At 67.2% G+C, this 25,705-nt stretch carries 23 protein-coding genes; 17 read left to right on the top strand and 6 right to left on the bottom strand.

Annotated elements, in window-relative coordinates:
* The first annotated feature begins 199 nt into the window (after positions 1–199).
* The 5 genes from AC3DE2_RS13500 (at position 200) to AC3DE2_RS13480 (ending at position 7,493) form a co-directional block, all read left to right on the top strand.
* Positions 200–3,595, top strand: a complete 3,396-nt coding sequence (locus tag AC3DE2_RS13500) for a TonB-dependent receptor (RefSeq protein WP_488426638.1) — start codon at positions 200–202, stop codon at positions 3,593–3,595.
* A 174-nt stretch (positions 3,596–3,769) separates the two neighbouring features.
* Positions 3,770–4,348, top strand: coding sequence for a hypothetical protein (locus AC3DE2_RS13495; RefSeq protein WP_488426637.1), 579 nt, complete (start codon positions 3,770–3,772; stop codon positions 4,346–4,348).
* Between the two features lie 154 nt (positions 4,349–4,502).
* Positions 4,503–5,417: a hypothetical protein gene (locus AC3DE2_RS13490; protein ID WP_488426636.1), complete on the top strand. Its 915-nt coding sequence runs from the start codon at positions 4,503–4,505 to the stop codon at positions 5,415–5,417.
* 103 nt (positions 5,418–5,520) lie between these two features.
* Positions 5,521–6,477, top strand: a complete 957-nt coding sequence (locus AC3DE2_RS13485; RefSeq protein WP_488426635.1) for a hypothetical protein — start codon at positions 5,521–5,523, stop codon at positions 6,475–6,477.
* A 53-nt stretch (positions 6,478–6,530) separates the two neighbouring features.
* Positions 6,531–7,493 carry a hypothetical protein gene (locus AC3DE2_RS13480; RefSeq protein WP_488426634.1) on the top strand — a complete coding sequence of 321 codons (963 nt, stop codon included), beginning with the start codon at positions 6,531–6,533 and terminating at the stop codon, positions 7,491–7,493.
* Between the two features lie 22 nt (positions 7,494–7,515).
* Here the strand turns inward: AC3DE2_RS13480 and AC3DE2_RS13475 are convergent, their stop codons facing one another.
* The 3 genes from AC3DE2_RS13475 to cysS all read right to left on the bottom strand — a co-directional run bounded on the left by AC3DE2_RS13475 (position 7,516) and on the right by cysS (position 10,667).
* Positions 7,516–8,760 carry an MFS transporter gene (locus AC3DE2_RS13475; RefSeq protein ID WP_488426633.1) on the bottom strand — a complete coding sequence of 415 codons (1,245 nt, stop codon included), beginning with the start codon at positions 8,758–8,760 and terminating at the stop codon, positions 7,516–7,518.
* The gene (locus AC3DE2_RS13470) at positions 8,757–9,194 is read right to left on the bottom strand and encodes a SufE family protein (protein WP_295378040.1); all 438 of its coding nucleotides are present in this window, start codon (positions 9,192–9,194) and stop codon (positions 8,757–8,759) included. The genes AC3DE2_RS13475 and AC3DE2_RS13470 overlap by 4 nt, the downstream gene beginning before the upstream one ends.
* Positions 9,195–9,287: 93 nt before the next feature.
* Entirely contained in the window at positions 9,288–10,667 is a 1,380-nt protein-coding gene (cysS, locus tag AC3DE2_RS13465; RefSeq protein WP_488426632.1) for a cysteine--tRNA ligase, read from the bottom strand.
* A gap of 143 nt (positions 10,668–10,810) precedes the next feature.
* On the opposite strand from cysS, the gene AC3DE2_RS13460 reads away from it, so the two are divergent.
* The 12 genes from AC3DE2_RS13460 (at position 10,811) to AC3DE2_RS13405 (ending at position 22,513) form a co-directional block, all read left to right on the top strand.
* A complete protein-coding gene (locus tag AC3DE2_RS13460; protein ID WP_488426631.1) occupies positions 10,811–11,341 on the top strand; it encodes a hypothetical protein in 531 nt (176 codons plus the stop codon).
* A gap of 243 nt (positions 11,342–11,584) precedes the next feature.
* Entirely contained in the window at positions 11,585–12,598 is a 1,014-nt protein-coding gene (locus tag AC3DE2_RS13455; protein ID WP_488426630.1) for an N-acetylornithine carbamoyltransferase, read from the top strand.
* A gap of 66 nt (positions 12,599–12,664) precedes the next feature.
* Positions 12,665–13,906: an argininosuccinate synthase gene (locus AC3DE2_RS13450; protein ID WP_488426629.1), complete on the top strand. Its 1,242-nt coding sequence runs from the start codon at positions 12,665–12,667 to the stop codon at positions 13,904–13,906.
* 225 nt (positions 13,907–14,131) lie between these two features.
* Positions 14,132–15,217: an acetylornithine deacetylase gene (locus AC3DE2_RS13445; protein ID WP_488426628.1), complete on the top strand. Its 1,086-nt coding sequence runs from the start codon at positions 14,132–14,134 to the stop codon at positions 15,215–15,217.
* Positions 15,218–15,235: 18 nt separating this feature from the next.
* Positions 15,236–16,552 carry an acetylglutamate kinase gene (locus AC3DE2_RS13440; protein WP_295378134.1) on the top strand — a complete coding sequence of 439 codons (1,317 nt, stop codon included), beginning with the start codon at positions 15,236–15,238 and terminating at the stop codon, positions 16,550–16,552.
* A gap of 1 nt (position 16,553) precedes the next feature.
* On the top strand, positions 16,554–17,171 hold the full coding sequence (locus AC3DE2_RS13435; protein WP_488426627.1) for a GNAT family N-acetyltransferase: 618 nt from the start codon (positions 16,554–16,556) through the stop codon (positions 17,169–17,171).
* On the top strand, positions 17,168–18,145 hold the full coding sequence (gene argC, locus AC3DE2_RS13430) for an N-acetyl-gamma-glutamyl-phosphate reductase (RefSeq protein ID WP_488426626.1): 978 nt from the start codon (positions 17,168–17,170) through the stop codon (positions 18,143–18,145). Before AC3DE2_RS13435 ends, argC begins: the two co-directional genes overlap by 4 nt.
* Positions 18,142–19,440, top strand: a complete 1,299-nt coding sequence (gene argH, locus AC3DE2_RS13425) for an argininosuccinate lyase (protein ID WP_488426625.1) — start codon at positions 18,142–18,144, stop codon at positions 19,438–19,440. Before argC ends, argH begins: the two co-directional genes overlap by 4 nt.
* A gap of 3 nt (positions 19,441–19,443) precedes the next feature.
* Positions 19,444–19,812: a cupin domain-containing protein gene (locus AC3DE2_RS13420; RefSeq protein ID WP_295378146.1), complete on the top strand. Its 369-nt coding sequence runs from the start codon at positions 19,444–19,446 to the stop codon at positions 19,810–19,812.
* The gene (locus tag AC3DE2_RS13415) at positions 19,809–20,069 is read left to right on the top strand and encodes a YciI family protein (RefSeq protein ID WP_488426624.1); all 261 of its coding nucleotides are present in this window, start codon (positions 19,809–19,811) and stop codon (positions 20,067–20,069) included. The genes AC3DE2_RS13420 and AC3DE2_RS13415 overlap by 4 nt, the downstream gene beginning before the upstream one ends.
* A 4-nt stretch (positions 20,070–20,073) precedes the next feature.
* On the top strand, positions 20,074–21,216 hold the full coding sequence (proB, locus tag AC3DE2_RS13410; RefSeq protein WP_488426623.1) for a glutamate 5-kinase: 1,143 nt from the start codon (positions 20,074–20,076) through the stop codon (positions 21,214–21,216).
* 37 nt (positions 21,217–21,253) lie between these two features.
* Positions 21,254–22,513, top strand: a complete 1,260-nt coding sequence (locus AC3DE2_RS13405) for a glutamate-5-semialdehyde dehydrogenase (RefSeq protein WP_488426622.1) — start codon at positions 21,254–21,256, stop codon at positions 22,511–22,513.
* A gap of 103 nt (positions 22,514–22,616) precedes the next feature.
* On the opposite strand, the gene AC3DE2_RS13400 is transcribed toward AC3DE2_RS13405, so the two are convergent.
* The 3 genes from AC3DE2_RS13400 to pgaC all read right to left on the bottom strand — a co-directional run bounded on the left by AC3DE2_RS13400 (position 22,617) and on the right by pgaC (position 25,704).
* Entirely contained in the window at positions 22,617–23,894 is a 1,278-nt protein-coding gene (locus AC3DE2_RS13400; protein ID WP_295375892.1) for a CynX/NimT family MFS transporter, read from the bottom strand.
* Positions 23,895–23,992: 98 nt separating this feature from the next.
* Complete coding sequence (gene pgaD, locus AC3DE2_RS13395; protein ID WP_295375894.1) at positions 23,993–24,460, bottom strand: poly-beta-1,6-N-acetyl-D-glucosamine biosynthesis protein PgaD; 468 nt, start codon at positions 24,458–24,460, stop codon at positions 23,993–23,995.
* Positions 24,457–25,704 carry a poly-beta-1,6-N-acetyl-D-glucosamine synthase gene (gene pgaC / locus AC3DE2_RS13390; RefSeq protein ID WP_488426621.1) on the bottom strand — a complete coding sequence of 416 codons (1,248 nt, stop codon included), beginning with the start codon at positions 25,702–25,704 and terminating at the stop codon, positions 24,457–24,459. Before pgaC ends, pgaD begins: the two co-directional genes overlap by 4 nt.
* Position 25,705 lies beyond the last annotated feature (1 nt).

Raw genomic sequence — 25,705 nt, 5'->3', positions numbered from 1 at the left:
GCGAGCAGCCATTGCTGCGCCGCAAAACAGTCCTCGCGAGTCCAGTATTCCGGACGATGATCTTTTTTTCCGATCATGGTTCGGGTTTCGCGCGGGTGCGCGTCTGTATGGAAGTGCGTCGCCATGACGATGCGCACGCGCCATCGGAAAAACTCGGGGAGGAAGCATGGGAGTCCGTTCGTCTCGATTCGCAAAGCGCGTGCTCAGGCCCTGCGCCCTGGCACTGGCCCTGTCGCCCATACTCGCGGCGCAGGCGCGTGACGGCACGGACCCACCGGCGCGATTCGAGATACCCCAGCAGACCCTCAGTGCGGCCCTGTCCGACTACGCGCGCCAGAGCGGCAAGCAACTGTTGTACTCGCCTGAACTGGCCGTCGGCAGGAGCGGGCGCGCGGTGGTCGGCAGCAAGGCGCCGACGCAGGCACTGGAAGAACTGCTCGAAGGTACCGGGCTGACCTATACCGTCAGTCCGTCGGGGGCGATCCTGATCAAGGATCCCGCGCAGGCTGCCCGCGAAGCGGCGGCGAGGCGGGACAAGCCGGGCGGGCCGCAGGGAAACGGACAGGAGGTCGCCGCCCTGCAGTCGGTGACGACCTCCGGGACGGTGGCCCAGCAGACTGCAAGCGAAGCCGCGACAAAGGCTGTTGAAGGACGTGGCGAGACCACGCTGGACACCCTCGTGGTCACCGCGCAGAAGAAGGTGGAGAACATCCAGAAGGTTCCCATCGCCATCAGCGCGTTCAGCGGTGATGATCTCAATGATCGCAAGATCGAGACCGGCGGCGATCTGGTGACCGCCACGCCGAACGTCACCTTCTCCAAGACCAATTTCGCCAGCTACAACTTCCAGATCCGCGGCATCGGCACCCAGGCGCTGTCGGTGACCACCGATCCGGCGGTCGCGGTCAGCTTCAACAGCACACCGATGATCCGCAACCGCCTGTTCGAGCAGGAGTACCTGGACGTGGAACGCGTGGAAGTGCTGCGCGGCCCGCAGGGCACGCTGTACGGGCGCAACGCCACCGCGGGCGTGGTCAACATGATCCCGAACCTGGCCGACCCGGAAGGCTTCGATGCCAGCGTGAAGGCCGAACTCGGCAATTACGATTCGCGCCGGGTCAACGCGATGGTCAACGTGCCGCTGAGCGAAACCTTCGCCTTCCGCGTGGCGGCGCAGTACACCAAGCGCGATGGCTACGATCACAACACGGTCACCGGAAAGGACGTCAATGACCGCGACCTGATGACCACGCGGTTGTCGGCGACCTTCCGACCCAGCGATCGGTTCGGCGCCAGCCTGGCCTGGGAGCATTTCCAGGAAGACGACATGCGCGCCCGCACCGGCAAGCAGATCTGCCACAACGATCCCGGACCGGCGAGCATCGGCGGCTACGAGCCGACCTTCGGCAATGCCCGCAACTATCTCAGCCAGTCCTGCAGGGACGGCTCGCTGTATGGCAACGATGCGTTCGGCGTGCCCAATGCCGCGAGTCTGCCTTACATCCTGGGTGCGTCACCGGTGATCCTGGGTTTGCTGCTGGACGAGAATGGGTTTCCGGTAGGCGGCGTGCCGCTGCTGCCATTGGGCGTCGATCCCTATGCCGGTTTGCGCCAGTCGACCGATCTGCGCGAAATAGCCACGACCTACGATCCTCGCTTCGAGGCGAAGAACGACGTCGTGCAGATCAACCTCGATTTCGGCCTGACCGACCAGTTGGATCTGGTATCGCAGACGTTGTACACGCGTGATCGCTACTACTCCACCCAGGACTATGGAAGGTTCCAGTCCAATCCGATTTTCAACGACAGCAACGATGCTCAGCAGTTCCTGCCGGACTTCACCCTGGGGCCGGCCTATCCGGCCACGCCGGGCGGGGTTTATTGCGATCCGCAGTTGGGCTGTTCGAACCGGATGTTGAGCGTGGATCTGGTCGACGCCTACAGCACGCAGTGGTCGCAGGAGTTCCGGTTGCAATCGGCGTTTGACGGCAAGTTCAACTTCAGCGTCGGTGCCAACTACCTGGAATACGAGATTGATGAAAGCTACTACGTGTTCAACAACGTGTTCAGCGCGCTGACGCAGTTGTTCTTCAATGGCAACGGCGGCGGCACCGCGCCAGGCAACTGCCCGGCCGGAAGCGCGACCCGGTTCGACCCGAACCAGGGCATCGAGGTCCCTTGCGTGTACATGGACCCCAACCCACTGCGCGCCATCGATGGACAGGGGCACAACTATTTCCGCAGCCGCAATGTCGCCAAGACAAGGTCGGCAGCGATTTTCGGCGAAGGGTACTGGCAGTTGTCCGATACCTTGCGCCTGACCGCGGGCCTGCGCATCACCCGCGACCGCAAGACCACCACGCCCTATCTGAGTCAGACCCTGTTGGGCAATTCGAATGGCGGCGACAACCCCTTGTTCGGCGGCTACACCGGCTACGGCTATCCGGCCAGTCCGGACATCCGCCAGACCTGGACCAAGCCGACCGGACGCCTGGTGCTGGATTGGTCGCCGGACCTGTCGTTCACCGACAGCACCCTGGTCTATGCCTCTGTGTCGCGTGGCTACAAGGCTGGCGGCACCAACTCGCCGGGTGTTGGTGCGGATCCCAGGTCGCTCAGTTTCGAACAGCGCAATCCCGTATTCCAGCCGGAATACGTCAATGCGTTCGAGATCGGCACCAAGAACGTGCTGGCGGACGGGCAGTTGATGTTCAATGCCACCGCGTTCTACAACGACTACAAGGACTACCAGGTCTCGCAGATCCAGGATCGCGCCACCCTCAACGAGAACTTCGATGCGCGCACCTGGGGTGCCGAGTTCGAACTGGTATGGCGGCCGACCGACGCCTTCCAGCTCAGCGGCAACGTGGGCCTGCTGCGCAGCCGCATCGGCGCCAACCAGTACTCGATCGACGTGATGGACCGGACCGCGGGAAATCCGGAATGGACCACCGTGCGCCCCTGGATGCAGATGGCGTCGAACTGCATCGCGCCCACCGCGCTGGTGGCGCTGGCGCTGGAGAACTACTTCGCCGACCCGTTCAACCAGATGTACAGCAACGCCGGCTTCCTCAACAGCTTCTGCACCCTCAACTACTACACCGCGACGGGCGGCTTCACGGCGAACCGCGGTGTCAACGGAGGGCCGGGCCAATATGCCTATCTGCTGGACGGCGCGTACTACGACCCGGAAACCGACGCGCCCAACGGCGGCGCGGGCTTCGCCAAGAACGTCGGTGGCAATGAACTGCCCAACGCACCGCACATTACGGTCAGCCTGAGCCCTCAGTACACGTTCCTGCTGGCCGACAGTGAGCTGACCCTGCGCGCGGACCTGTACTACCAGGGCAGGAGCTGGGCGCGTATCTACCAGGATCGGATCGATCGGCTCAAGGAGTGGGGCAACGTCAACCTGTCGTTGACCTGGTACAAGCCCGCCACCGATCTGACCGTGCAGTTGTACGTGAAGAACGCGCTGGACGAGGAAGCCATCACCGGCACCTTCCTCAACAGCGACGACACCGGCTTGACCTCCAACGTGTTCATCCAGGATCCGCGGATCATCGGATTGTCCATCCGCAAGGGATTCTTCTGAGCAAGGGAGATGCCTGCACAGGTCGACGCGGAACCGGAAAAAAACGCCAGGCACCGTGCGCCGATGATGTCATCGCGCAGCCACCCGGCGACACGATGCGCTTCAAACAGGAAACAGCCATTTGGGTGCGTCCGCATTCAAATACACCAGCAACCCTCCATCGGAGAAGGCACCATGTCAAAGTTCAAGGTAAGCATGCTCGCAGTCGTATCCGCTGCCGCGCTGTTCGGCGCCGCATCGGCATCCGCAGCCACTTTCCAGGTCTTGACCGGCAGCACCTGGGGTGACGGCACGACCCATTTCGTCGGCACCACCACCGCGTCCTACTTCGGCAACAACCTGCCGTGCGCTTCGGCGGACTTCACCGTCGTGGTGAGTGGCGGCGTCGCCAGCATCACCGCCGTCAGCTTCGGCGGCAGCGCCGCCTGCGCGGCGATCGTGCCGCGTGGCCTGCCGTGGAAGGTCAGTGTCACCGCGACCAGCGGCTCCGGCGCCACCCTCACCATCGGCGATACCGCCAGCACGACGACGACGGCCAGTGGCGTGAACGTGTTCATTCCCGCGCCGCTCAACGCGAACTGTCCGAGCGCTGGCGGGCGCGTGCCGCTGCCCAACGTGGCTCTGACCAACGGCTCGTCCAGCACGGCCGCGAGCATCCAGTTCAGCGGAACCCTCGGCGCCTGCGCCGTCGCATCGACGGCGCCCACCCATCTGCGCACCACCGGCTATCCGGCGGCACGGGTGATTCCGTGATCTAGCGCGTTCACTGCCAGGGGGCTGCCCCAGGGGCGATGCCGCCCGTGGCGCGCCCCTCCCGCCACGGTCCCACGCATCGAGGCAGCCCCCTGAGCAACTTTCCGTCCCATCGCCGATCCGGGCAGACCGGATCACCACGCCGGAGTTCGTCATGTCGAAAGCTTCGTTTCCCCTCGCGCTCGCCGCGGTGCTGGCAGGCCTCGCCGCCGTCCCCGCCGCCCACGCCGGGACGCCTTCGGGCCCGTACGCGATGTTCAAGTATTGTCCCTACACGAATCCCATGGTGGGATCCTGCGTGATCAACACCACCCATTCGGGTGTGTTCGTCATCGGCAACACCACCTTGCCGATCGACAAGCCCATCGTGCTGCAGGGAGGAGTTGAGAACCTGGGACCCTCGCCGCTGTACCAGGCGGTCGGCGCGCCGACGCTTTCGTCGCCTCCGGCCAAGGTGCCGGGCGGCTTGCTGGGCATCATGAATCCGGCGCCCAACTGGCCCGGCCCGTTGTGGACCGCGTTCTGGGCGATCGTGGCCACCGTCAATGACGTGACCGCCACGATGGAACCGGTGGCGCCGGCGCAGACCAATTTCAGCAACGCACTGTTTCCGCCGACCGACGGCAGCGATCCCACCGCGGCGCAACTGGCGGTGCGCGTGCGCCTGCAGAACCCGTTCCTGGGCAACAACTGCTACATCGGATCGCCGCAGAACCCGATCCTGATCAAACTGCAGACCGGCACCACCCAGCCGCCAGCGCCCAATCAGCCCATTGCGGGCAGCCCCGGCACGGTCGAGACGATCATCACCGATGAAGAGAATTTCATCGGCTACCTGCAGATCACCGATGCCACGTTCGTCGACAACGCGTTCTCGGTGCCCGCGGTCACGGGTTGCGGCAACATCGCGCTCGGCTTGCCGATCCTCACACCGATCCTGGAATCGCTGGTCTCCGGCGCGGTCAACCTGAAGGTGGGCCTGCCATCGGCGGCCGGCAAGAACACCGCAGTGCTCAACAGCGATGCCGCGATCGCCGCCTCGGCCTTCGTGCTGGGGAGCGAGCAGTAAACGGATGCACGGCGCGAAAGGCCGGCAGGGCAGGATGCCATTACCAGGGAACGGTGGCGGAGGGCGGCCAGGGATGGCCGCCCTGCGCGTATGCTGCTGATCCATGCGCAAGATCCATCTCATCGTTCCATTGATCCTGCTGGCGCTCGCCGGCGCCTATTGGCTGGGACGTTCGCAGCTACGACTGGCAAGGAGTGGCGCGGATGGCGCGGAGGGAGTAGATGTCGGCGCATCCGTGGAAGCGGCGGGCCGGCGGGACCCGGAACAGGCCTTGTCCGCCGTGCCGGGCCGCGGCGCCGCACGGGGTTACTTAGCCGAACTCCAGGCGGCCGCGGATGCCGGTGATCTCACCGCATCGACCCGGTTGTATCGCAGCCTGGACCTGTGTCATCGCCTGCGCGCCTCGGACTGGAGCAACGCGCTGCTGGCCAACGAACTGCTGGAAGCGCAGACCCGCGGCATGACGCCGGCGGAACTGGAAAACTATCGGGCGCAGCTCGACGGCATCGAATCGCGCGAACGGAATGCGCAGCGGATCAACGAGCGCTGCGCCGGTGCGGATGCGGCGACCCTGGACACCCTGGTGCCCAGCATGAGGCGCGCCGCCCAGCTCGGCGAGCCCCATGCCCGTGCCTGCTACCTGGCGATGGGCCCGGGCTTCGACAGCCGCGCACTCGCACGGCATCCCGAATGGCTTGATCAGTTCCGGGGCAGTGTTCCGGGCTTGATCGACGCCGGCATGGCGGCGGGCGACTGGACGGTGGTGAACATCCTGCGCAACGCCTACCAGCCCGACGCCGGAGGATTGCTGGCCGGCGTGCTGGGGCCCGACCCCGCACGTCATTTCCGCTATCTCAAGTTGTACCGGCTTGGCGCCGGGCCCGGTGACATCGCCGCGCTGGACCAGCAACTGGCGGTGGCTGCCGCCCGTCTCTCGCCGGAGCAGCGCTCGGAAGCGGAGATCTGGGCGGAAACCACGTTCCGCCGGGACTTCAATGGGCGATCGTCGGTCGACGCGCCGGGCCTGGATCGGGATCCCTGCGTGTTCCCGCAGGACTGACGCGGGGTGATGATGGACATGGGTGAGGACAGGGCGATGGAGCGAAGCGGCACATGAAGCGAAAGCACCTGATCATGGCCTGCACCGCACTGGTGGCGGTCGCAGGCGTCTACGCACTCGGACGCTGGAGCGCGATGCCGGCCTCGCCACTTGCCTCCGGAGCGGATGGCAGGGGCGTGCCGGCGGCCGCCGTTTCCGCGCCCGGTCTGGCGACATCGCCGGTACAGGTGCGAAAAGGAGGCCCGTTGCCGCCGCCCACGCAGCCGCTCGGGACGACGTTCACCGATCTGCAGGCCCGCGCGAACGCGGGCGATGCCGACGCGGCGCGACGACTGGTCCACGATCTGGATCGCTGCAGTCGCCTGCGCGCCGCGGAATGGAACAACGCAGGCACGACCAACACCTTGCTCGAACGCAGGACCGAAGGCATGAATGCAGCCCAGCTTCGTACCTACCAGGCTTTGCTGGACGCGATGGACGTGCGCCGGCAGACCGCGGGCAAGAGCCGGGAACTGTGTGCCGGCGTGGATGACAAGATGCTCGACACCCTGGTGGCGAACATCGCCCAGGCCGCCCGGCTCGGCGATGCCGATGCGCGCGCGTGCTATCTCGGCCAGGGGCCGCTGTACGACGTCCGCAGCCTGCTTGAAAACCCGGGCATCCTGCAGAGCTATCGCCGTGATGCCACCGCGATGATCGAGAGCGGTGTCGCCGCGGGTGACTGGAGGGTGGTGGATTTGTTGCAGCGGGCCTATGAACCGGGCGCGCAGGGCATGCTGGCCGGCATGCTGGGACCGGATCCGGCACAACACTACCGCTATCTGAAGCTGTACCGGCTGGGCGCGGAATCCCATCGCACCGCCCAGCTCGATCGGCAGATCGCCGCGGTCGCGGCCAATCTGCCTCCGGAAGAGCGCTACGAAGCCGACCGCTGGGCGCAGACGGCCTTCAAGGAGAACTTCAATGGCCCCTCGACCACCGCGACCCCGCAAGGCTGGGATGCCTGCACGTTCTGAGCCGCGCAGGTGATCGGCCGGCTCAATGCAGATCCTTGAGATCCAGCCGGCGCAGGCGGGGGGCGCGCCAGGCGGTGGTGGCGACCACCGCGAGAATCGCGCAGCCGCCCAGCAGCACCGCCGGAATCAAGCCCAGCACCCGTGCCATGGTGCCGGCATAGAAGGCGCCCAGTTCGTTGGATGAACTGATGAAGATGCCGTTGATCGAGGACACCCGGCCGCGCATCTCGTCCGGCGTGGACAATTGCAGGATGGTCGAACGCACCACCACCGACACGCCATCGCACATGCCGTAGGCCAGCAGGATCAGCGCAGACAGCCAGAAGCTGCGCGACAGTCCGAACGCGATCACGCACAGGCCGAACCCGGCCACCGCGAACATCAGCACGCGGCCGGCGTGCTGCTGCAGCGGCCGCCGCGCCAGCCACACGCCCACGCAAACCGAGCCCAGCGCCGGCGCCGCGCGCAGGATGCCCAGGCCCTCCGGGCCATGCTGGAGGATGTCGTGGATGAAGGCGGGCAACATCGCCACCACGCCGCCCAGCAGGACCGAGAACATGTCCAGCGCCATCGCGCCCAGCATGATCTGGTTGCCCCAGACGAAGCGCGCACCTTCGGCGATGCTGGCGAAAATCGGCAGGCTGGTTTCCGGCGGACCGGGTTCCTCCACCCGCAGCCGCGCGAGGACGCTGCCGGCGAGCACCGCCAGCAGCGCCGCAACGCCGTACGACAGGGCGTTGCCGCCGAAACCGACCAGCAGCCCGCCGATGGCCGGGCCGGTGACCATCGCCGCCTGGAAGATCACCGTGCCCAGGCCGGCGCCGCGCACGAAGTCCCCGCGCGCCAGCACCTTGGCGAACAGGGCGTTGTAGATCGGGCTCAGGAACGAGCGCGCCATGCCGGTGAGGGCGATCGCCGCGTAGATCGGCCACAGCCGCGTGGTTGGCAGCCAGCCGGTCGCGGCCAACACCAGGATCACCGCGGTCAGGGTCAGGGCCGCGCATGCGGCCATGCCCAGCTTGCGGCGGGGCAGGTGATCGACCAGGTAACCGGCGAAGGGCGCCACGCAGAAGAACGGCAGCACTTCGGCCAGGCCGATCAGGCCGAGCGAGAACGGGTTGCGGGTCAGTTCGTAGATATGCCAACCAACCGTCACCGCGACGATCTGGTAGGACAGCAGGGCCAGGATGCGGTAGGCCAGGACCGTGGTGAACCCGCGATTGCGCAGCAGCGCCCTGACCGGAGAGGAGTTGCCCGCCGCGCTCACCGGGCCGCCGCGGCGGTCTCGCGGATGAAGGCCAGCAACGAGGCCAGGCCGTTGCTGCGGGTAGGCGACAGATGCTTGGCCAGGCCGATGTCGGCGATGTAGTCGGCGTCGGTGGCGAGGATTTCCGCCGCCGGCCGTCCCGAATACACCCGCAGGGCCAGGAAGATCAGCCCGGACACGATGGCCGAATCACTGATCGCCCGGAACTCCAGCCGATCGGCGTCGCCCTGCGGAACGATCCAGACCAGCGATTGGCAACCGAGCAGGCGATGCTCCTCGGTCTTCCACTCCTCCGGGAATGGCGGCAGCTTGCGGCCCAGATCGATGAGGTACTGGTAGCGCTCGGCCCAGTCGCCGAAGAACGCGAATTCGTCCTTGATGGCCTGCTGGGCCTCGGCGGCGGTGGGTTCGAGCGGGAAGGCGGTGTCGGTCATGGCGGTTGAGGATGCGCCCTTCCGGGGAAGGGGGGCGGCGACACACGTCGGTCGCCTGTCCCGGCGCGGCAGGCGCCGGGGTGGAGGGAAGGCTCAGGCCCGCTTCCAGCGGACACCCTGCGGGGTATCTTCCAGCAGGATGCCCTCGCTGGCGAGCTGATCGCGGATCGCGTCGGAACGGGCGAAGTCGCGCGCCTGCTTGGCCGCGGCGCGTTCCTCGATCAGCGCCTGGATGCGCGCGTCGTCGTCGCCGGACGCGCCACGCGCGAACCACCCGGCCGGATCCTGCTGGAGCAGGCCCAGGGCGAAACCGGCACCGAGCAGTTCGGCGTGCAGGCGCGCACGCTCGGCGGGCGTGGCGGCCTTGCGCGCATCGGCGGCAATGCGGGCGATTTCGGCCAGCGCCAGCGGGGTGTTGAGATCGTCGTCGAGCGCTTCCTCGATCGCGACCGGGATCGCGGCCTGACCGGAACGCGGCGCACCAGCGTCCTGGAGGTCGCGCAGGGTGCCGTACAGCCGGTCCAGCGTGCGCACGGACTGTTCGATCAACGCATCCGACCAGTCCAGCGGCTGCCGGTAGTGCGCCGACAGCAGGGCATAGCGCAAGGCTTCCGGGGGATGCTGTTCCAGCAGATCGTGGACACGCTCGATGTTGCCCAGCGATTTGCTCATCTTGGCGCCGCCGAAGTTGAGCATGCCGTTGTGCAGCCAGAACCGGGCGAAGGTCTGGCCCCCGTGCGCGCATTCGCTCTGCGCGATCTCGTTTTCGTGGTGCGGGAACTGCAGGTCCACGCCACCGGCATGGATGTCGATGGTCTGGCCCAGGTGGGCGGCGGCCATTGCCGAGCACTCGATGTGCCAGCCCGGCCGGCCACGGCCCCACGGGGATTCCCAGCCCGGCAACTCGTCGCTGGAGGGCTTCCACAGCACGAAATCGCCGGGATCCCGCTTGTAGGGCGCCACGTCGACGCGGGCGCCGGCCAGCATCTCCTCCGGATCCCGGCGCGAGAGCTTGCCGTAGCCTGGGAACGAGGCCACCGCGAACAACACGTGTCCCTCGGCCGCGTAGGCGTGGCCGCCGGCGATCAGGTCCTGGATCATCGCGATGATCTGGGGAATGTGCGCGGTCGCTTCCGGCTCGATGTCCGGCGGGGCGACGCCCAGCCGGGCCATGTCCTGCCGGTAGGCGGCGGCGAAGCGCTCGGTGATGGTGCTGATCGGTACGCCCTGTTCCAGCGCGGCCGCGTTGATCTTGTCGTCCACGTCGGTGATGTTGCGGGCGTAGCGCAGCGTGCCATGGCGCCGCCGCAGCAGGGCCGCCAGCACCCCGAACACGACCGGGCCGCGGGCGTTGCCGATATGGACGTAGTTGTAGACGGTCGGCCCGCACACATACAGGGTGGGGCAGGCGGGGTCGAGGGGAACGAAATCCTCGACCCGGCGGGTGAGGTTGTTGTGGAGGCGCAGGCTCATCAGGCTGGGGCGTGGGGAAGCCGGGTGATTCTACAGCCTGGCGGGGCCGGGACGGCCCCTGGCTGGGCGCGAGGGGGATGGTTCAGCCCCTCTCCAGCCTGGTCGCCTACACTAGCGCGCAGGGATTTCCACCAACGGGTCGCATGGTTCGTTTCCGTCATTGCTTGCTGCCACTGCTGATGTTGCCGATCGCCATGGGCGCGATGGCGCAGGAGCGTGTGGTCCAGGCGGAGAACGTGCGGCTGGACTACGCCCAGGTGCTCAACGTCGAGCCGGTCTACCAGACCCTGCGGGCCAGCCGGACCGAAGAGGTCTGCGACGAGTTGCCCACGCTGCCGACCACCACGGTCCATCCGACCAGGGAGCAGAGCCGCTGGGCGCGGTTCCTGGAATCGATCAAGGGCGTGTTCTCCGGCGACGACGAAGCCAAGGCCCAGGCCGAGGACGCCAGGGCGGAAGCGGGCCAGTCCACCGAGCCGGCCCGGCTCAACTGTCGCAGCGTGCCGGTGGAGCGTGAATTCCGTCGCCCCATCGCCTATGACGTGGACTACGTCTACAAGGGCACCAAGTATCGATCCCGCCTGGCCGAGGACCCCGGCAACCGCCTCCGGATCCGGATCTCGGTGATGCCCTTCGTGCCGACCGTGCCCCCGGTCGAGGCGCCCGCCCCCTGAATCTTGCGCTGCGCCGCAGCACATGCGACGATGCGCCCCCTATGAAGATGAACGCACACGCTCACGCTGACAGCGCGGCCCGCCAGGCCTCGGGCATGACTTCGCGTGCGCGTCGACCGGAATCCTGCTCCTAGCTGGGTCGCCCGGACGTTTTCGCCTGTCTTGACGGAACCCAGCCAGAGGCTGGGTTTTTTCGTTTCCGTCCCCCGAATTTCCGCAACATTCCCGAACCAGGATGCCGTAATGAAGCACTTCTTGAACACGCAGGACTGGAGCCGCGCCGAACTGGATGCCTTGCTGGCGGAGGCGGCGCGATACAAGCAGGACAAGCTGGGCGAGGCGCTCAAGGGCAAATCGATTGCCCTGGTGTTCTTCAATCCGTCCATGCGCACCCGCACCAGCTTCGAGCTGGGCGCCTTCCAACTGGGCGGACACGCGGTGGTCCTGCAGCCGGGCAAGGACGCCTGGCCGATCGAGTTCAACCTGGGCACGGTGATGGACGGCGATACCGAGGAGCACATCGCCGAGGTGGCGAAGGTGCTGGGCCGCTATGTCGATCTGATCGGCGTGCGGGCGTTCCCGAAGTTCGTCGACTGGGCCTACGACCGCCAGGACACCGTGCTCAAATCGTTCGCCAGATATTCGCCGGTACCGGTGATCAACATGGAGACGATCACCCATCCCTGCCAGGAACTGGCCCACGCACTGGCGCTGCAGGAACATTTCGGCACCACCGATCTGCGTGGCAAGAAGTACGTGCTGACCTGGACCTACCATCCCAAGCCGCTGAACACCGCCGTGGCCAATTCGGCGCTGACCATCGCCACCCGCCTGGGCATGGACGTGACCCTGCTCTGCCCGACGCCGGACTACGTGCTGGATGAGCGCTACATGGGCTGGGCCGAGCAGAACGTGGCCGAGAGCGGCGGTTCGCTGATCGTCAGCCATGACGTCGAGAGCGCCTACCGCGGCGCGGACGTGGTCTACGCCAAGAGCTGGGGCGCGCTGCCGTTCTTCGGCAACTGGGGACCGGAAAAACCCGTCCGCGACCAGTACAAGCACTTCATCGTCGACGAGGCCAAGATGGCCCTGACCAACAACGGCGTGTTCTCGCACTGCCTGCCACTGCGCCGCAACGTCAAGGCCACCGACGGCGTGATGGATTCGCCGCAGTGCATCGCCATCGACGAGGCCGAGAACCGCCTGCACGTGCAGAAGGCGATCATGGCCGCCCTGGTGGGCGGCCGGGATTCGTGATTCGGGATTGGAGATTCGCAAACGCGGGTCTCGCATCCCTGACCAACTTCAACTGAGAGATACCCCATGTCGCAACAGAACGCCTCCACGAATCCCCAATCCCCAACCCCCAATCCCGGCTCCAAGGACATCGTCCTCGCCTTCTCCGGCGGCCTCGACACCAGTTTCTGCATTCCCTACCTGCAGGAACGCGGCTGGGCCGTGCACACCGTGTTCGCCGACACCGGCGGCGTGGATGCCGAGGAACGCGCCTACATCGAACAGCGCGCCGCCGAACTGGGCGCGGCCAGCCATGTCACCGTCGATGGCGGCCCGGCGATCTGGAACGGCTTCGTCAAGCCCTTCGTGTGGGCGGGCGAGGGCTACCAGGGCCAGTACCCGCTGCTGGTGTCGGATCGCTACCTGATCGTCGACGCCGCGCTCAAGCGCGCCGCCGAACTCGGCACCAATGCCATCGCCCACGGCTGTACCGGCATGGGCAACGACCAGGTCCGTTTCGACCTGGCGGTCAAGGCCTCGGGCGACTACCGCATCGTCGCGCCGATCCGCGAAATCCAGAAGGAACACACCCAGACCCGCGCCTACGAGCAGCAGTACCTGGAAGAACGCGGCTTCGGCGTGCGCGCCAAGCAGAAGAGCTACACCATCAACGAGAACCTGCTGGGCGTGACCCTGTCCGGCGGCGAGATCGACAAGTGGGAAGCCCCGGGCGAGGGCGCGCGCGGCTGGTGCGCGCCGCGCAGCGAATGGCCGGAACAGGCCCTTCGCGTGACCATCGGTTTCAGCCGGGGCGAGGCGGTGAGCCTGGACGGCCAGGCGCTGGACGGTGCCCAGCTGCTGGCGAAGTTGAACGCGCTGTTCGCCCCGTACGGCGTGGGTCGCGGTATGTACACCGGCGACACCACCATCGGCCTGAAGGGCCGCATCGTGTATGAAGCGCCGGGCCTGGTCGCGCTGCTGGCCGCGCACCGCGCCCTGGAGGAAGCGGTGCTGACCAAGCAGCAGAACCGCTTCAAGCCGGACGTGGCGCGCAAGTGGGTGGAGGTGGTCTACGAAGGCTTCTTCCACGATCCGATCAAGACCGACCTGGAAGCCTTCCTGGCCTCCTCGCAGGCGACCGTGAATGGCGAGGTGGTGCTGGAAACCCGCGGCGCCCGCGTCGACGCGGTGGCGGTGAAGTCGCCGCACCTGCTCAATGCCAAGGGCGCGACCTACGCGCAGTCGGCCGACTGGGGCGTGGAGGAGGCGGAAGGCTTCATCAAGCTGTTTGGCATGAGCAGCACGCTGTGGGCGGAGATCAACCGCTGAGCCGACCACCGGAGTTCCCGAACCCATCGCGGCGCCACTGAAAACAGGTCCCGTCATTCCAGCGCAAGCTGGAATCCATCGGCTTCCCGCCACCAGGTGAAGAAGCAGCCGCAAGATGGATCCCGGCTTTCGCCGGGAGGACGATCCGAGGTCATCGGCGCGTCAGCAGGGGAAGGGATATCCCTTCCGAAACCAGAGCCATTACCCGTTGCAGAGTGCCCCTACATGCTTGACCAGGTTCTCCAACATCTCGAACAACTGGTGTCCCACGACACCCGCAATCCGCCGCGCGCCATCACCACCGGCGGGATCTTCGACTACATCCGCGCGCAGTTGCCGGATTTCACGGTCGAGGTAATCGACCATGGCGCCGGCGCGGTGTCGCTGTTCGCAGTGCGCGGGCAGCCGAAGCGGGTGTTCAACGTCCACCTGGACACCGTGCCCTCATCGCCGGCCTGGACCGCCGATCCGCTGACGCTGAGGATTGAGGGCGATCGCGCGATCGGCCTGGGCGCCTGCGACATCAAGGGGGCGGCCGCCGGGTTGATCGCCGCCGCGCAGGCGACCACGGGCGATGCGGCGTTCCTGTTCTCCAGTGACGAGGAAGCCAACGATCCCCGTTGCATCGCCGCGTTCCTCGCCCGCGATCATGGATTCTCCGAGGCGATCATCGCAGAGCCCACCCAGGGCCAGGCGGTGCTGGCGCACCGGGGCATCAGTGCGGTGCGGATGGCGTTCAAGGGCCAGGCCGGCCACGCTTCGGCCGAGAACGCGCTGTCGCTGAGCGCGCTGCACAATGCGATGCGCTGGGGCACCACGGCGCTGGACCATGTCCAGGCCCAGCATCACCTGCGCTTCGGCGGATTGACCGGGCTGCGCTTCAACATCGGCCGGGTCGAAGGCGGCATCAAGGCCAACATGATCGCGCCCAGCGCCGAGGTGCGGTTCGGCTTCCGGCCGCTGCCGTCGCAGGACATGGACGCGCTGCATGCGCAGTTCCGCGCGTTCGCCAATCCCGAGGCGCTGGCCGAGTACGAGGAAACCTTCCGTGGTCCTTCATTGCCGTCCGGGGATGTCGCCCGCGCGGAGGAGCGACGGCTGGCCGCGCGCGACCTGGCCGACGAGCTCGGCCTGCCGGTCGGCAACGCGGTCGACTTCTGGACGGAAGCCTCGCTGTTCTCGCAGGCCGGCCTGACCGCGCTGGTGTATGGCCCGGGCGACATCGCCCAGGCGCATACCGCCGACGAGTGGGTCGCGCTCGAGCAACTCCAACAGTACGCCGCCACCGTGCAGCGGATTTTCACCGCATAACCGAGACCCGCAGAACCGATGGAATCGAACAAGCAAACCCGGCAGACCATCATCCGGCTGCTGTCCAGCATGGCCAGCGCCAAGGAGATCTCGCAGTACGTCAAGCGCTTCTCGCAGCTGGACGCCAAGCGTTTCGCCGTGGTCAAGGTGGGCGGCGCGGTGTTGCGCGACGACCTGGAGGCATTGACCTCCTCGCTGACCTTCCTGCAGGAAGTCGGCCTGACCCCGATCGTCGTGCACGGCGCCGGTCCGCAGCTGGACGAGGAGATGGGGGCCGCCGGCATCGCCAAGCAGACCGTCAACGGCTTGCGGGTGACCACCCCGGAAGTGCTGGCGATCGTGCGCAAGGTGTTCCTGCAGCAGAACCTGGCGCTGGTGGAAGCGTTGCAGCAGGGTGGCGCGCGTGCCACCTCGATTGTTTCGGGCGTGTTCGAGGCCGAGTACAAGGACCAGGCGACCTATGGCCTGGTCGGCGACGTCACCCGCATCAACCTGGCGCCGATCGAGGCCAGCCTGCATGCCGGCTCCATCCCGGTCATCGCCAGCATGGGCGAGACCGTGGGCGGCCAGATCCTCAACATCAACGCCGACTTCGCCGCCAACGAGCTGGTGCAGGTACTGCAGCCGTACAAGATCATCTTCCTGACCGGAACCGGCGGCCTGCTGGACGCCGATGGCAAGGTGATCGACTCGATCAACCTGTCCACGGAATACGACGAGTTGATGGCGCAGCCGTGGATCAACGGTGGCATGCGAGTGAAGATCGAGCAGATCAAGGACCTGCTGGATACGCTGCCGCTGACGTCGTCGGTGTCGATCACCAAGCCGGCGGAACTGGCCAAGGAACTGTTCACCCATCGCGGTTCCGGCACGCTGGTGCGGCGCGGCGAACGGGTCCTGCGCTTCGACTCCTGGGAAGGCGTGGACCGGCAGCGCCTGCGGGAGCTGATCGAATCGAGCTTCGGGCGCCGCCTGCTGCCGGATTACTTCGAGCGCACCACGCCGCATCGCGTCTATATCAGCGAGAATTACCGTACCGCGCTGATCCTGACCCGCGAGGACGGATTCGCCTACCTGGACAAGTTCGCGGTCCTGGACGATGCCCAGGGCGAAGGCCTGGGCAGGGCGGTCTGGCACGTGATGCGCGAGGAGAATCCGCAGCTGTTCTGGCGTTCGCGCCACAACAATCCCGTCAATATCTTCTACTACGCCGAATCCGACGGCTGCTACAAGCAGGAGAAGTGGAAAGTGTTCTGGTACGGCATCGAGAGTTTCGACGATATCGAACGCTGCGTGGCGCATTGCCGCACCCGCCAGCCTACCCTGGTGGACTGAGATGGCGGCCGCGCTTCCCGAATCCTGGCGGCAGCCGCCACGGCTGGAAGGCCGCCACGTGCGGCTGGAGCCGCTGCTGCGCGAACACGCCGACGGCCTGCGCGCCGCCCTGGACGGCGATGCATTGGCCGGCCTCTGGTACACCAACGTGCCGCGTGCGACCGAGGTGGACGCCTATCTCGACGGCGTTTTTGCCACCCAGGCGCAGGGGCGGATCCTGCCGTTCGCGGTGCGTGACGCGGCCGGCGAAATCGTCGGGAGCACGCGCTTCTATGACCTGGAGCCGGGCGTGCCGCGGGTCAGCATCGGCTACACCTGGTACGCGCCGCGCGTGCAGCGCACCGGGCTCAACACCGAGACCAAGCTGCTGCTGCTGACCCATGCCTTCGAGACGCTGGGCTGCATCAGCGTGGTCTTCGAAACCAGCTGGTTCAACCAGCGTTCGCGCGCGGCCATCGCCCGGCTGGGCGCGAAGCAGGACGGCGTGCTGCGCAACCACCGGCGCCACGCCGACGGCAGTCCGCGCGACACGGTTGTCTTTTCCATCCTCGACAACGAATGGCCGGCGGTGAAGCGCAACCTGCTTTCGCGCCTGGCCCAGCAAGAGTCTTCCCCATGAGCAGAAAAACCGTCGGCATCGTCGGCGCGCGCGGACACACCGGCGCCGAACTTATCAGATTGATGGATCGCCATCCGCACCTGGAGCTGGCGTTCGTGTCCTCGCGCGAGCTGGACGGGCAGAAGGTGAGCGATCACATCGCCGGTTTCACCGGCGATCTGCGCTACGAGAACCTGGGCCATGAACAGGTGGGCGGCAAGGGCGCCGATGCGGTGATCCTGGCGCTGCCCAATGGCAAGGCGGCCGAACTGGTCGCCGCCATCGACGCGCGGGCACCGGAAACGGTGGTGGTGGATCTGTCCGCGGACTACCGTTTCAACCAGGACTGGTACTACGGCCTGCCGGAGCTGACCCGTGGCGGCTATGCCGGGCAGAAGCGCATCAGCAATCCAGGTTGCTACGCCACCGCCATGCAGCTGGCGATCGCGCCCGTGCGGGACCAACTGGCCGGTCCGCCGCAATGCTTCGGCGTTTCCGGCTACTCCGGCGCCGGCACCACGCCGTCGGACAAGAACAACATCGAACTGCTGCGCGACAACCTGATGCCATACGCGCTGACCGACCACATGCACGAGCGCGAGGTCAGCCGGCACCTGGGCGTGCCGGTGGAGTTCATGCCGCACGTCGCGCCGCATTTCCGTGGCATCACCATGACCGTCAACCTGTACTTGCAACAGGCGGTCAGGATCGAGGACATGCGCGGCCTGTACCGGCAGCGCTATGCGGGCGAGCCGCTGATCAGGGTGCTGGACGATGCCCCGTGGGTGAGCCGCATCGCGGGTCGCCATGGCGTGGAACTCGGCGGCTTCACCCTGGCCCCGGGCGGCAAGCGGATGGTGGTGGTGGCGACCCTGGACAACCTGCTCAAGGGTGCGGCCACCCAGGCGATGCAGAATCTCAATGCCGCCTTCGGATTCGACGAACTGGAGAGCATACCGATGGACATGGTCCACGCCGGGGAGAATGTGGCATGAGCGATCTGCTGTGGCAGAAACCCGGCGTCACCGTCGACGCCGAGATCCAGCGGTTCCTGGCCGGCGACGACGTGCTGCTGGATCGCGAGTTCTTCCTGCATGACATCCAGGCCAGCGCCGCGCACGCCGAAGGCCTGCAGCGCATCGGCATCCTGTCGGCGGACGAACTGGCCGGGCTCACGCATGAACTGGCGGTGCTGGCGGAAGACTTCCGCACCGGCCGCTTCGTGCTGGACGAGCGCTACGAGGACGGACATTCGGCCATCGAGGCGCGCCTGACCGAACGCCTGGGCGATGCCGGCCGCAAGATCCATACCGGCCGCAGCCGCAACGACCAGATCCTGGTCGCCACCCGCCTGTGGTTGAAGGAGAAGCTGGCGCGCGTGGCGGCACTGTCGCGTGAAATCGCCACGGTGGCGTTGCAGCGGGCGGTGGCCGAGCACTCCCTGCCGCTGCCCGGCTACACCCACATCCAGCGTGCGGTGGTCTCCTCGGCGGGCATGTGGTGGGCGGGCTGGACCGAGGCCTTCATCGACAACGCCATCCGCGCGCGCGACACGCTCGCACTGGTCGATGCCAATCCCCTCGGCACCGCGGCCGGCTATGGCGTGAACCTGAAGCTGGACCGTGAGCACACCACCGCCACGCTGGGCTTCGCCCGCATGCAGATCAGTCCGATCTACGCGCAGCTCTCGCGCGGCAAGTTCGAGATGGCGGCACTGGAAGCGCTGGGCGCGGCCACCCTGGACCTGCGCCGGATCGCCTGGGACCTGTCGCTGTTCACCAGCGCCGAGTTCGGCTTCGTCGCGCTGCCGGCGCAGTACACCACCGGCAGTTCGATCATGCCGAACAAGCGCAATCCCGATGTGATCGAGCTGATGCGTGCGACCCATGCCAGCGTCGCCGCCGCGCGCACCGAGATCGAGCAATTGCTGTCCCTGCCTTCCGGCTATCACCGCGATCTGCAGGCCAGCAAGGGCGCGATCTTCCATGGCTTCAGCCGTGGCCTGCTGGCGCTGGAACTGTTGCCGGCGCTGCTGGCCAATCTGGAATGGCGCGAGGATCGCCTGCGCGCGGCCATCGACTCGGGCATGTACGCCACCGACGTGGCGGTGGAAGCGGCGATGGCGGGCATTCCGTTCCGCGAGGCCTACAAGGCCGCTGCCGCCGCCGCCGATACGGCCGGGCAGGGGCGCACCCCCGAAGGCAGCCTGGCCGCGCGGGTGTCGCCGGGCGCCGGCGCGGATCTGCGGCTGGACGCGCTGCGCCAGCGTCTGCAGGCGCTGGAAGGCTGAGCCATGTCGCCGGTCAGTCGCGCCAATGCCGAACACTACGCGTGGGGCCAGGGCTGCGATGGCTGGCATCTGCTCAAGCACGACGGCCTGAGCGTGATCGAGGAGCGGATGCCATCGGGCACTGCGGAAGTGCGCCACTATCACCTCCAGGCACGCCAGTTCTTCTACGTGCTGGCCGGACAGGCCGAACTCGAGGTGGAAGGCGTCACGTCCGTGCTCGACGCGGGCGAGGGCCTGCACGTCGCGCCGGGCCAGGCGCACCGGATGCGCAACCGTTCGAGCGCCGACACCCGCTTCCTGGTGATCTCGTCGCCGCGTGCGCATGGCGACCGCGTGCCTGCGCCGTTGACCGTTCCGGAGAACGACCGATGAAGACGCGTTACCTGGTGATGGCGATGCGGACGCCCGGATTCCGCGAGGACGTCATTGCCCCGCATCACGCCTTTCTGGACGGCCTTCGCGAAGCCGGCCTGCTGGAAATGACCGGCGGCTTCAGCGATCGCACCGGTGGCGCCTATCTGCTGACCGGCCTGGCCTCGCTGGAAGAGGCGCGCACCCTTGCCGCCCGCGACCCGCTGGCCATCACCGGCAGCTCGGTCCTCACCGTGCACGAATGGAACACCCGCTGAGTCCATGAGCCAGGCCATATCCCCCTTCGCCGAACAGATCCTGCCGACGTGGAAGCGCGCGGTGCTCAAGGTGGGCAGCAGCCTGCTGGCCGCGGATGGGGAAGGACTGAGTCCGCGCCACGCGCTCAATCTGGCCCAGTTCGTCTCCTCCAGCCTGCTGGCGGGTCGCGAGGTGGTCATCGTGTCTTCCGGCGCGGTCGCCGCGGGACGCGGGCTGCTGCACCGCAAGCCCGCGAGCGGCGCGGCGATGGCGGAGCGGCAGGCGCTGGCGGCGCTGGGGCAGGCGCAGCTGATCGGGCTGTGGCAGCGGTTCTTCGAGCGCCCGGTCGCGCAGGTGCTGCTGACCCATGACGATCTGCGCAACCGACGGCGCTATCTCAACGCGCGCGCCACCCTGCAGGAGTTGTTGGCGCTGGGCGCGCTGCCGGTGGTCAACGAGAACGACACTGTCTCGGTGGATGAGCTCAAACTGGGCGACAACGACAACCTGGCCGCGGTGGTGGCCGCGCTGATCGACGCCGACGCGCTGTTCATCGCCACCGACATCGATGGCTTCTATTCGGCCAACCCGCGCACGCACGCGGACGCCCAGCCCATCCTCGATGTCGAAGCACTGACGCCGGCCTTCTTCGCCATGGCCGGCGGTGCCGGCAGCGGCGTCGGCACCGGCGGCATGCACACCAAGCTGGAAGCCGCGGCCAAGGCGGCGGCGGCCGGCATCGAAACCTGCCTGTTCAACGGCACCCATGCCGGCACCCTGTCGGCGCTGGCGGCGGGCCGCCTGCACGGCACCCGCTTCCGGCCCGCGCAGAACCGCCTCGCCGCGCGCAAGTACTGGCTGCGCAACGTGCCGGTCGAAGCCGGGGCGATCCTGATCGATACCGGTGCGGCCGGCGCGGTGCGCGAACGCGGCGCCTCGCTGCTGCCGGGCGGCGTGGTCGGCGCCGAAGGCGATTTCAGGCGTGGCGACATGGTCGAGGTCCGCCTGCGCGACGGCGGCGATCACTGCATCGCGCGCGGCGTGAGCCAGTATTCGGCGATCGACATCCGTCGCATCGCCCGTCGGCACTCGCGCGAGATCGAGAGCATCCTCGGCTACACCTATGGCGAGAATGTCGTGCATCGCGACGATCTGGTCGTGCTGTGAGCCAGCCCTTCGACTATCTGCAATGGAACCGGAAACGATGAGCGACATCCAGCAACAGGCGCTGCAATGCCGCGATGCGGCGCAGGCGATCGCCCAGCTCTCCACTGCCGCCAAGAACACGCTGCTGCGGGCGATGGCCGAGGCGCTGGAGGACGGGCGCGAGACCATTCTCGCCGCCAATGCCCGCGACATGGAGGCGGCCGCCGCCAAGGGCATCACCGGTGCGATGCTGGACCGGTTGAAGCTGGACGAAAAACGCCTGGCCGGGATCGCGTCGGCCGTGCGCGAAGTCGCGGAACTGCCGGATCCGGTCGGCCAGGTGACCCGCGAGGAGACCCGCCCCAACGGCATCCACATCCAGCGCATGCGCGTGCCGCTGGGCGTGGTGGCGATGATCTACGAGGCGCGCCCCAACGTCACCGCCGATGCCGCCGCGCTGTGCCTGAAGGCCGGCAACGGCGTGATCCTGCGCGGGGGCTCCGAGGCCATCCATTCCAACACCGCCATCGCCGCCGCGCTTCGCGGCGCCCTGTGCGCGCAGGGCCTGCCGGAAGCGGCGCTCACCCTGGTCGAGGACCTGCGCCGGGAGACCATGGTCGAACTGCTGCAGCTCAACGATGTCATCGATCTGGCGATCCCGCGCGGTGGGGAAGGGCTGATCCGGTTCGTCGCCGAACACGCGCGGGTGCCGGTGATCAAGCACTACAAGGGCGTCTGCCACCTGTTCGTGGATGCCAGCGCGGATCCGCGGTTGGCCCTGCGCCTGCTGCTCGACGGCAAGGCGTCGCGGCCGGGGGTGTGCAATGCGCTGGAAACCCTGCTGGTGCATCGGGACATCGCATCGTCCTTCCTGCCGATGGCCGCGGAAGCGTTGCGCGGACGCGGCGTGCAGGTGCGCGCCGACGACGTCGCACGGATGTCGATGCCGGAAGCGTCGCCGGTGACCGAAGACGACTACGCCGCCGAATTCCTGGACCTGATCATCGCGGTGAAGGTGGTGGACGGCCTGGAGCCGGCGATCGAGCACATCCGCCGCTTCGGCTCCGACCACACCGAGGTGATCGCCACCGGCGACGCCGGCCACGCGGAGCGGTTCGTGCAGGCGCTGCGTTCGGCGGTGGTGATGGTCAACGCGTCATCGCGCTTCAGCGACGGCGGTGAACTCGGCCTGGGTGCGGAAATCGGCATCTCCACCACCCGCCTGCATGCCTACGGCCCGATGGGCGCGGAATCGTTGACCGTCGAACGCTTCGTGGTCCGCGGCGAAGGCCAGGTCCGCCATCCGGATCTGCTGTAGAGCGGATTTGCTCCGCTGCGGGAGCGTTGGAGGGGAAGCAGTCGGGCATGCAAGGTTCTACGCTTGCACTCATCCCGAATCCCCAATCCCGGATCCCGGCCCTTCACCAGGTGTCTTCCAGGAAGCGCGGCTTGCAGGCCAGGTAACCGCCGATCAGCAGCACGCCGATGCACAGCAGCAGGAAGCCAAACGGCCAGGTCCAGCCGTGGGTGTGTTCGTGCAGCAGGCCGAACATCAGCGGGCCCAGGCAGGACAGCGAGTAACCCACGCCCTGCATGAAGCCCGACAGCGAGGCCGATCCCCCGGGCGTCCGCGTGCGCAGATTGATCATCGTCAGCGCCAGCGGGAAGGTGCTGGGGCCCATGCCGAGCAGCGCGACCCACAGCGCGGGCGCGGCCATCGGCGCCCACAGCAGGCCGGCGAAGGCGACCAGGTAGAACGCGACGCAGGCCAGCACGACCGAGTACGGATTGCGCATGCGCACCGCCAGCGCGGGCATGGTCAGCGATGCGACCAGGCCGAGCGCGGAAAACAGGCCGACCATGGTGCCGCCCAGCGCTTCGCTGCCCCCGGCTTCGATCAGCAGCTTGGGCAGCCAGGTGAACATCGAATAGGTCACCAGCGAGGTCATGCCGAACATCAGCGCCATGCCCCAGGCCACCGGCGATCGCCAGACCCGGCCATGCGCGGGTGGCGAGGACAGCTCCGGTGCCTCGTCGCTGGCGCTGACCGCTTGGTCATGCGCCTGCGCCATCGGCGTGTCGTGGCGCCGTTCGATCCACAACACGCCGATCCACGGCAACGCCGCCGCCATCGCGAACAGCGACCACAGGCCCAGCGAGACCTGCCAACTGCTCGCCGCCATCACCGGCACCGCCAGCAGCGCCGGCAGGATGGTGCCGGCCTGCAGCACGGTGATGTAGAGGGTGCTGACGGTGCCGACCCGGTCGGCGAAATAGCGTTTCACCAGCGGCGGCAGCACGATGTTGCCGATACCCATGCCGGCCAGCGCCACCGCCGACGCGGCGAGCAGCGCGCCGCTGCCCCCGGCGAAGCTGCGCAGCAGCAGTCCGATGGCGGCCAGCGACATCGCCAGCAGCGCGGTCCGCTCCAGGCCGATGCGATGGGCAAGGCCCGGGGTGAGCACGCCGAACAGGGCGAACGCGGCGGTCGGCAGCATGCCGAACACACCGGTCATGGTGGCGCCGAAACCGAACAGATGGCCCAGTTGATCCAGCAGCGGGGTCAGCGAGGTCACCGCCGTGCGCAGGTTGAACGCGGACAGCACGATGCCGGCCAGGATCAGGCCGCGGCCAGACCAGAGCGAAGCGGTGGGAGCCAGGGTGCCGGAAGGGGGGGAAGGGTGTTGCGCGGATTTCATCGCGCGCATTATCGCCGATCGCGCCTGTACGACGGTGTGCCGCCGGGGCGACACACCGTCCTGAAACGTCTTTTCCGCGGGGATTGCGGAACGCGGGATCAGCCGGCCGGCATGGCCGCGAGCGCGGGCGTGCTCATCGATTCCGGAATCGCCTGCTCGTTCATGTGCAACAGGGTGACCTTGGACTGGCCGAGCCGCTGCGCCAGCGCCAGGTCGGCGCCCAGTCGCTGCGCCACCTCGTCCACGCGGACATCCTCCTGTGGGCTGCGACGGTCCTGCGAGGCAAAGCGCCAGCGGTTGTACTCGGCCCAGCCAATCAGCACCAGCGCGCAGACCGCGGCCATGACGGGAATGGCGACAATCAGGAACGGTTCCACCTGGTGCTGGCGGGTGTACAGCTCGAAGAACGCGGTGCGCACGCCCAGCAGCCACAGGATCAGGGTGACCAGCGGCAGCCAGAGGTAAATGTACAGACCCCAGAAGGCGGCGGTGACGAAGCCCCAGGCCGCGCGCTTGAGGCGCGGCTGGGCATAGGGTTTGCGGATGAGGCGGGAATCGTATTTCATCGGATACCTCGATCAGGACTGACCCACGTGGCGCGCTTGCCACGCCGTTTCAACAGGGTCTTGGGAAGCGCGACCACGGTGGTGAACAGGCTCAGCAGCCAGTACGCCATCGGGTACCAGATCATCCAGAAGTAGTTGCGGCCGACCTGGGTTTCGTAACGGCGGTCGATGATGATGCTGCTGGCGAACTGCGCCATGCAGACCATCGCCAGGATCACGCCGTGCCACGAGGGCAGGATGGTGTGCACGTACAGCGCCGGCGGCAGGGCGATGAACTTGCCCAGCGCCCACAGCACGATGATCATCAGCATGGTGTAGGCCCACAGCACGCTGAGCAGGTACTCGATCAGCACGCCCCACATGCGTCGCTTGCGCCAGCTGAAGAAATCGCGGCCATGGCGCAGCAACACTTCCACGCCGCCCTGCGCCCAGCGCAGGCGCTGCCGCCACAGGCCCCGGAGGGTCTCGGGCATCAGGATGAAGCACAGCGCGTTGGGCTCGTAGCGGATGTCCCAGTGGTCCAGCTGCAGGCGCCAGCTGATGTCGATGTCCTCGGTCACCATGTCGTCGGCCCAGTAGCCGATGCGATGCAGGGCCGTGCGGCGGAACGCGCTGATCACGCCCGACACGGTGAAGATGCGTCCGTACACGCGCTGCGCGCGCTTGATCATCCCGATGATCGAGGAGAACTCACCCACCTGCAGGCGGCCCAGCAGGGTGGAGCGGTTGCGGATGCGCGGATTGCCGGTGACCGCGCCGACCCGCGGACCCGAGGTCAGATGCCAGATCATCCAGTGCGCGGCGTACTCGTCGAGCAGCGCGTCACCGTCGATGCAGACCAGGTATTCCGACTGCGCGGCGAGGGCGCCCATGCGCAGCGCGTTGGCCTTGCCCAGGTTGCGGTCCAGGTGGATCACGCGCAGGCGGTCGTGGCGCGCGGCCATGGCGTTGAGCACCTCGGCGGTGTTGTCGCGACTGCCATCGTTGATGGCGATCACCTCGAAGTCGGGGTACTTCTGCAGCAGGGCGCTGCCGATGGTCTCCTCCGCGTTGGCACCCTCGTTGTGGCAGGGGATGAGGATCGAGACTTTCGGATAGCTCGCCAGCGGCGGCGGATCCGTGCGCTGGCGCTCGTGGCGTTCGCGGCGGAAGTAGTAGTAGAGCCCGCCCGACATCCAGAAGAACGACATGATGATCGGGTACAGGAAGGCGAATTCGAAAAGTACGGCGAGGATCTTGTCCATG

This window comes from Pseudoxanthomonas sp. 68-E7, assembly GCF_057773145.1.
The sequence above is the reverse complement of the archived record's forward strand: the minus strand, read 5'-3'. Positions and strand labels throughout refer to the sequence as shown.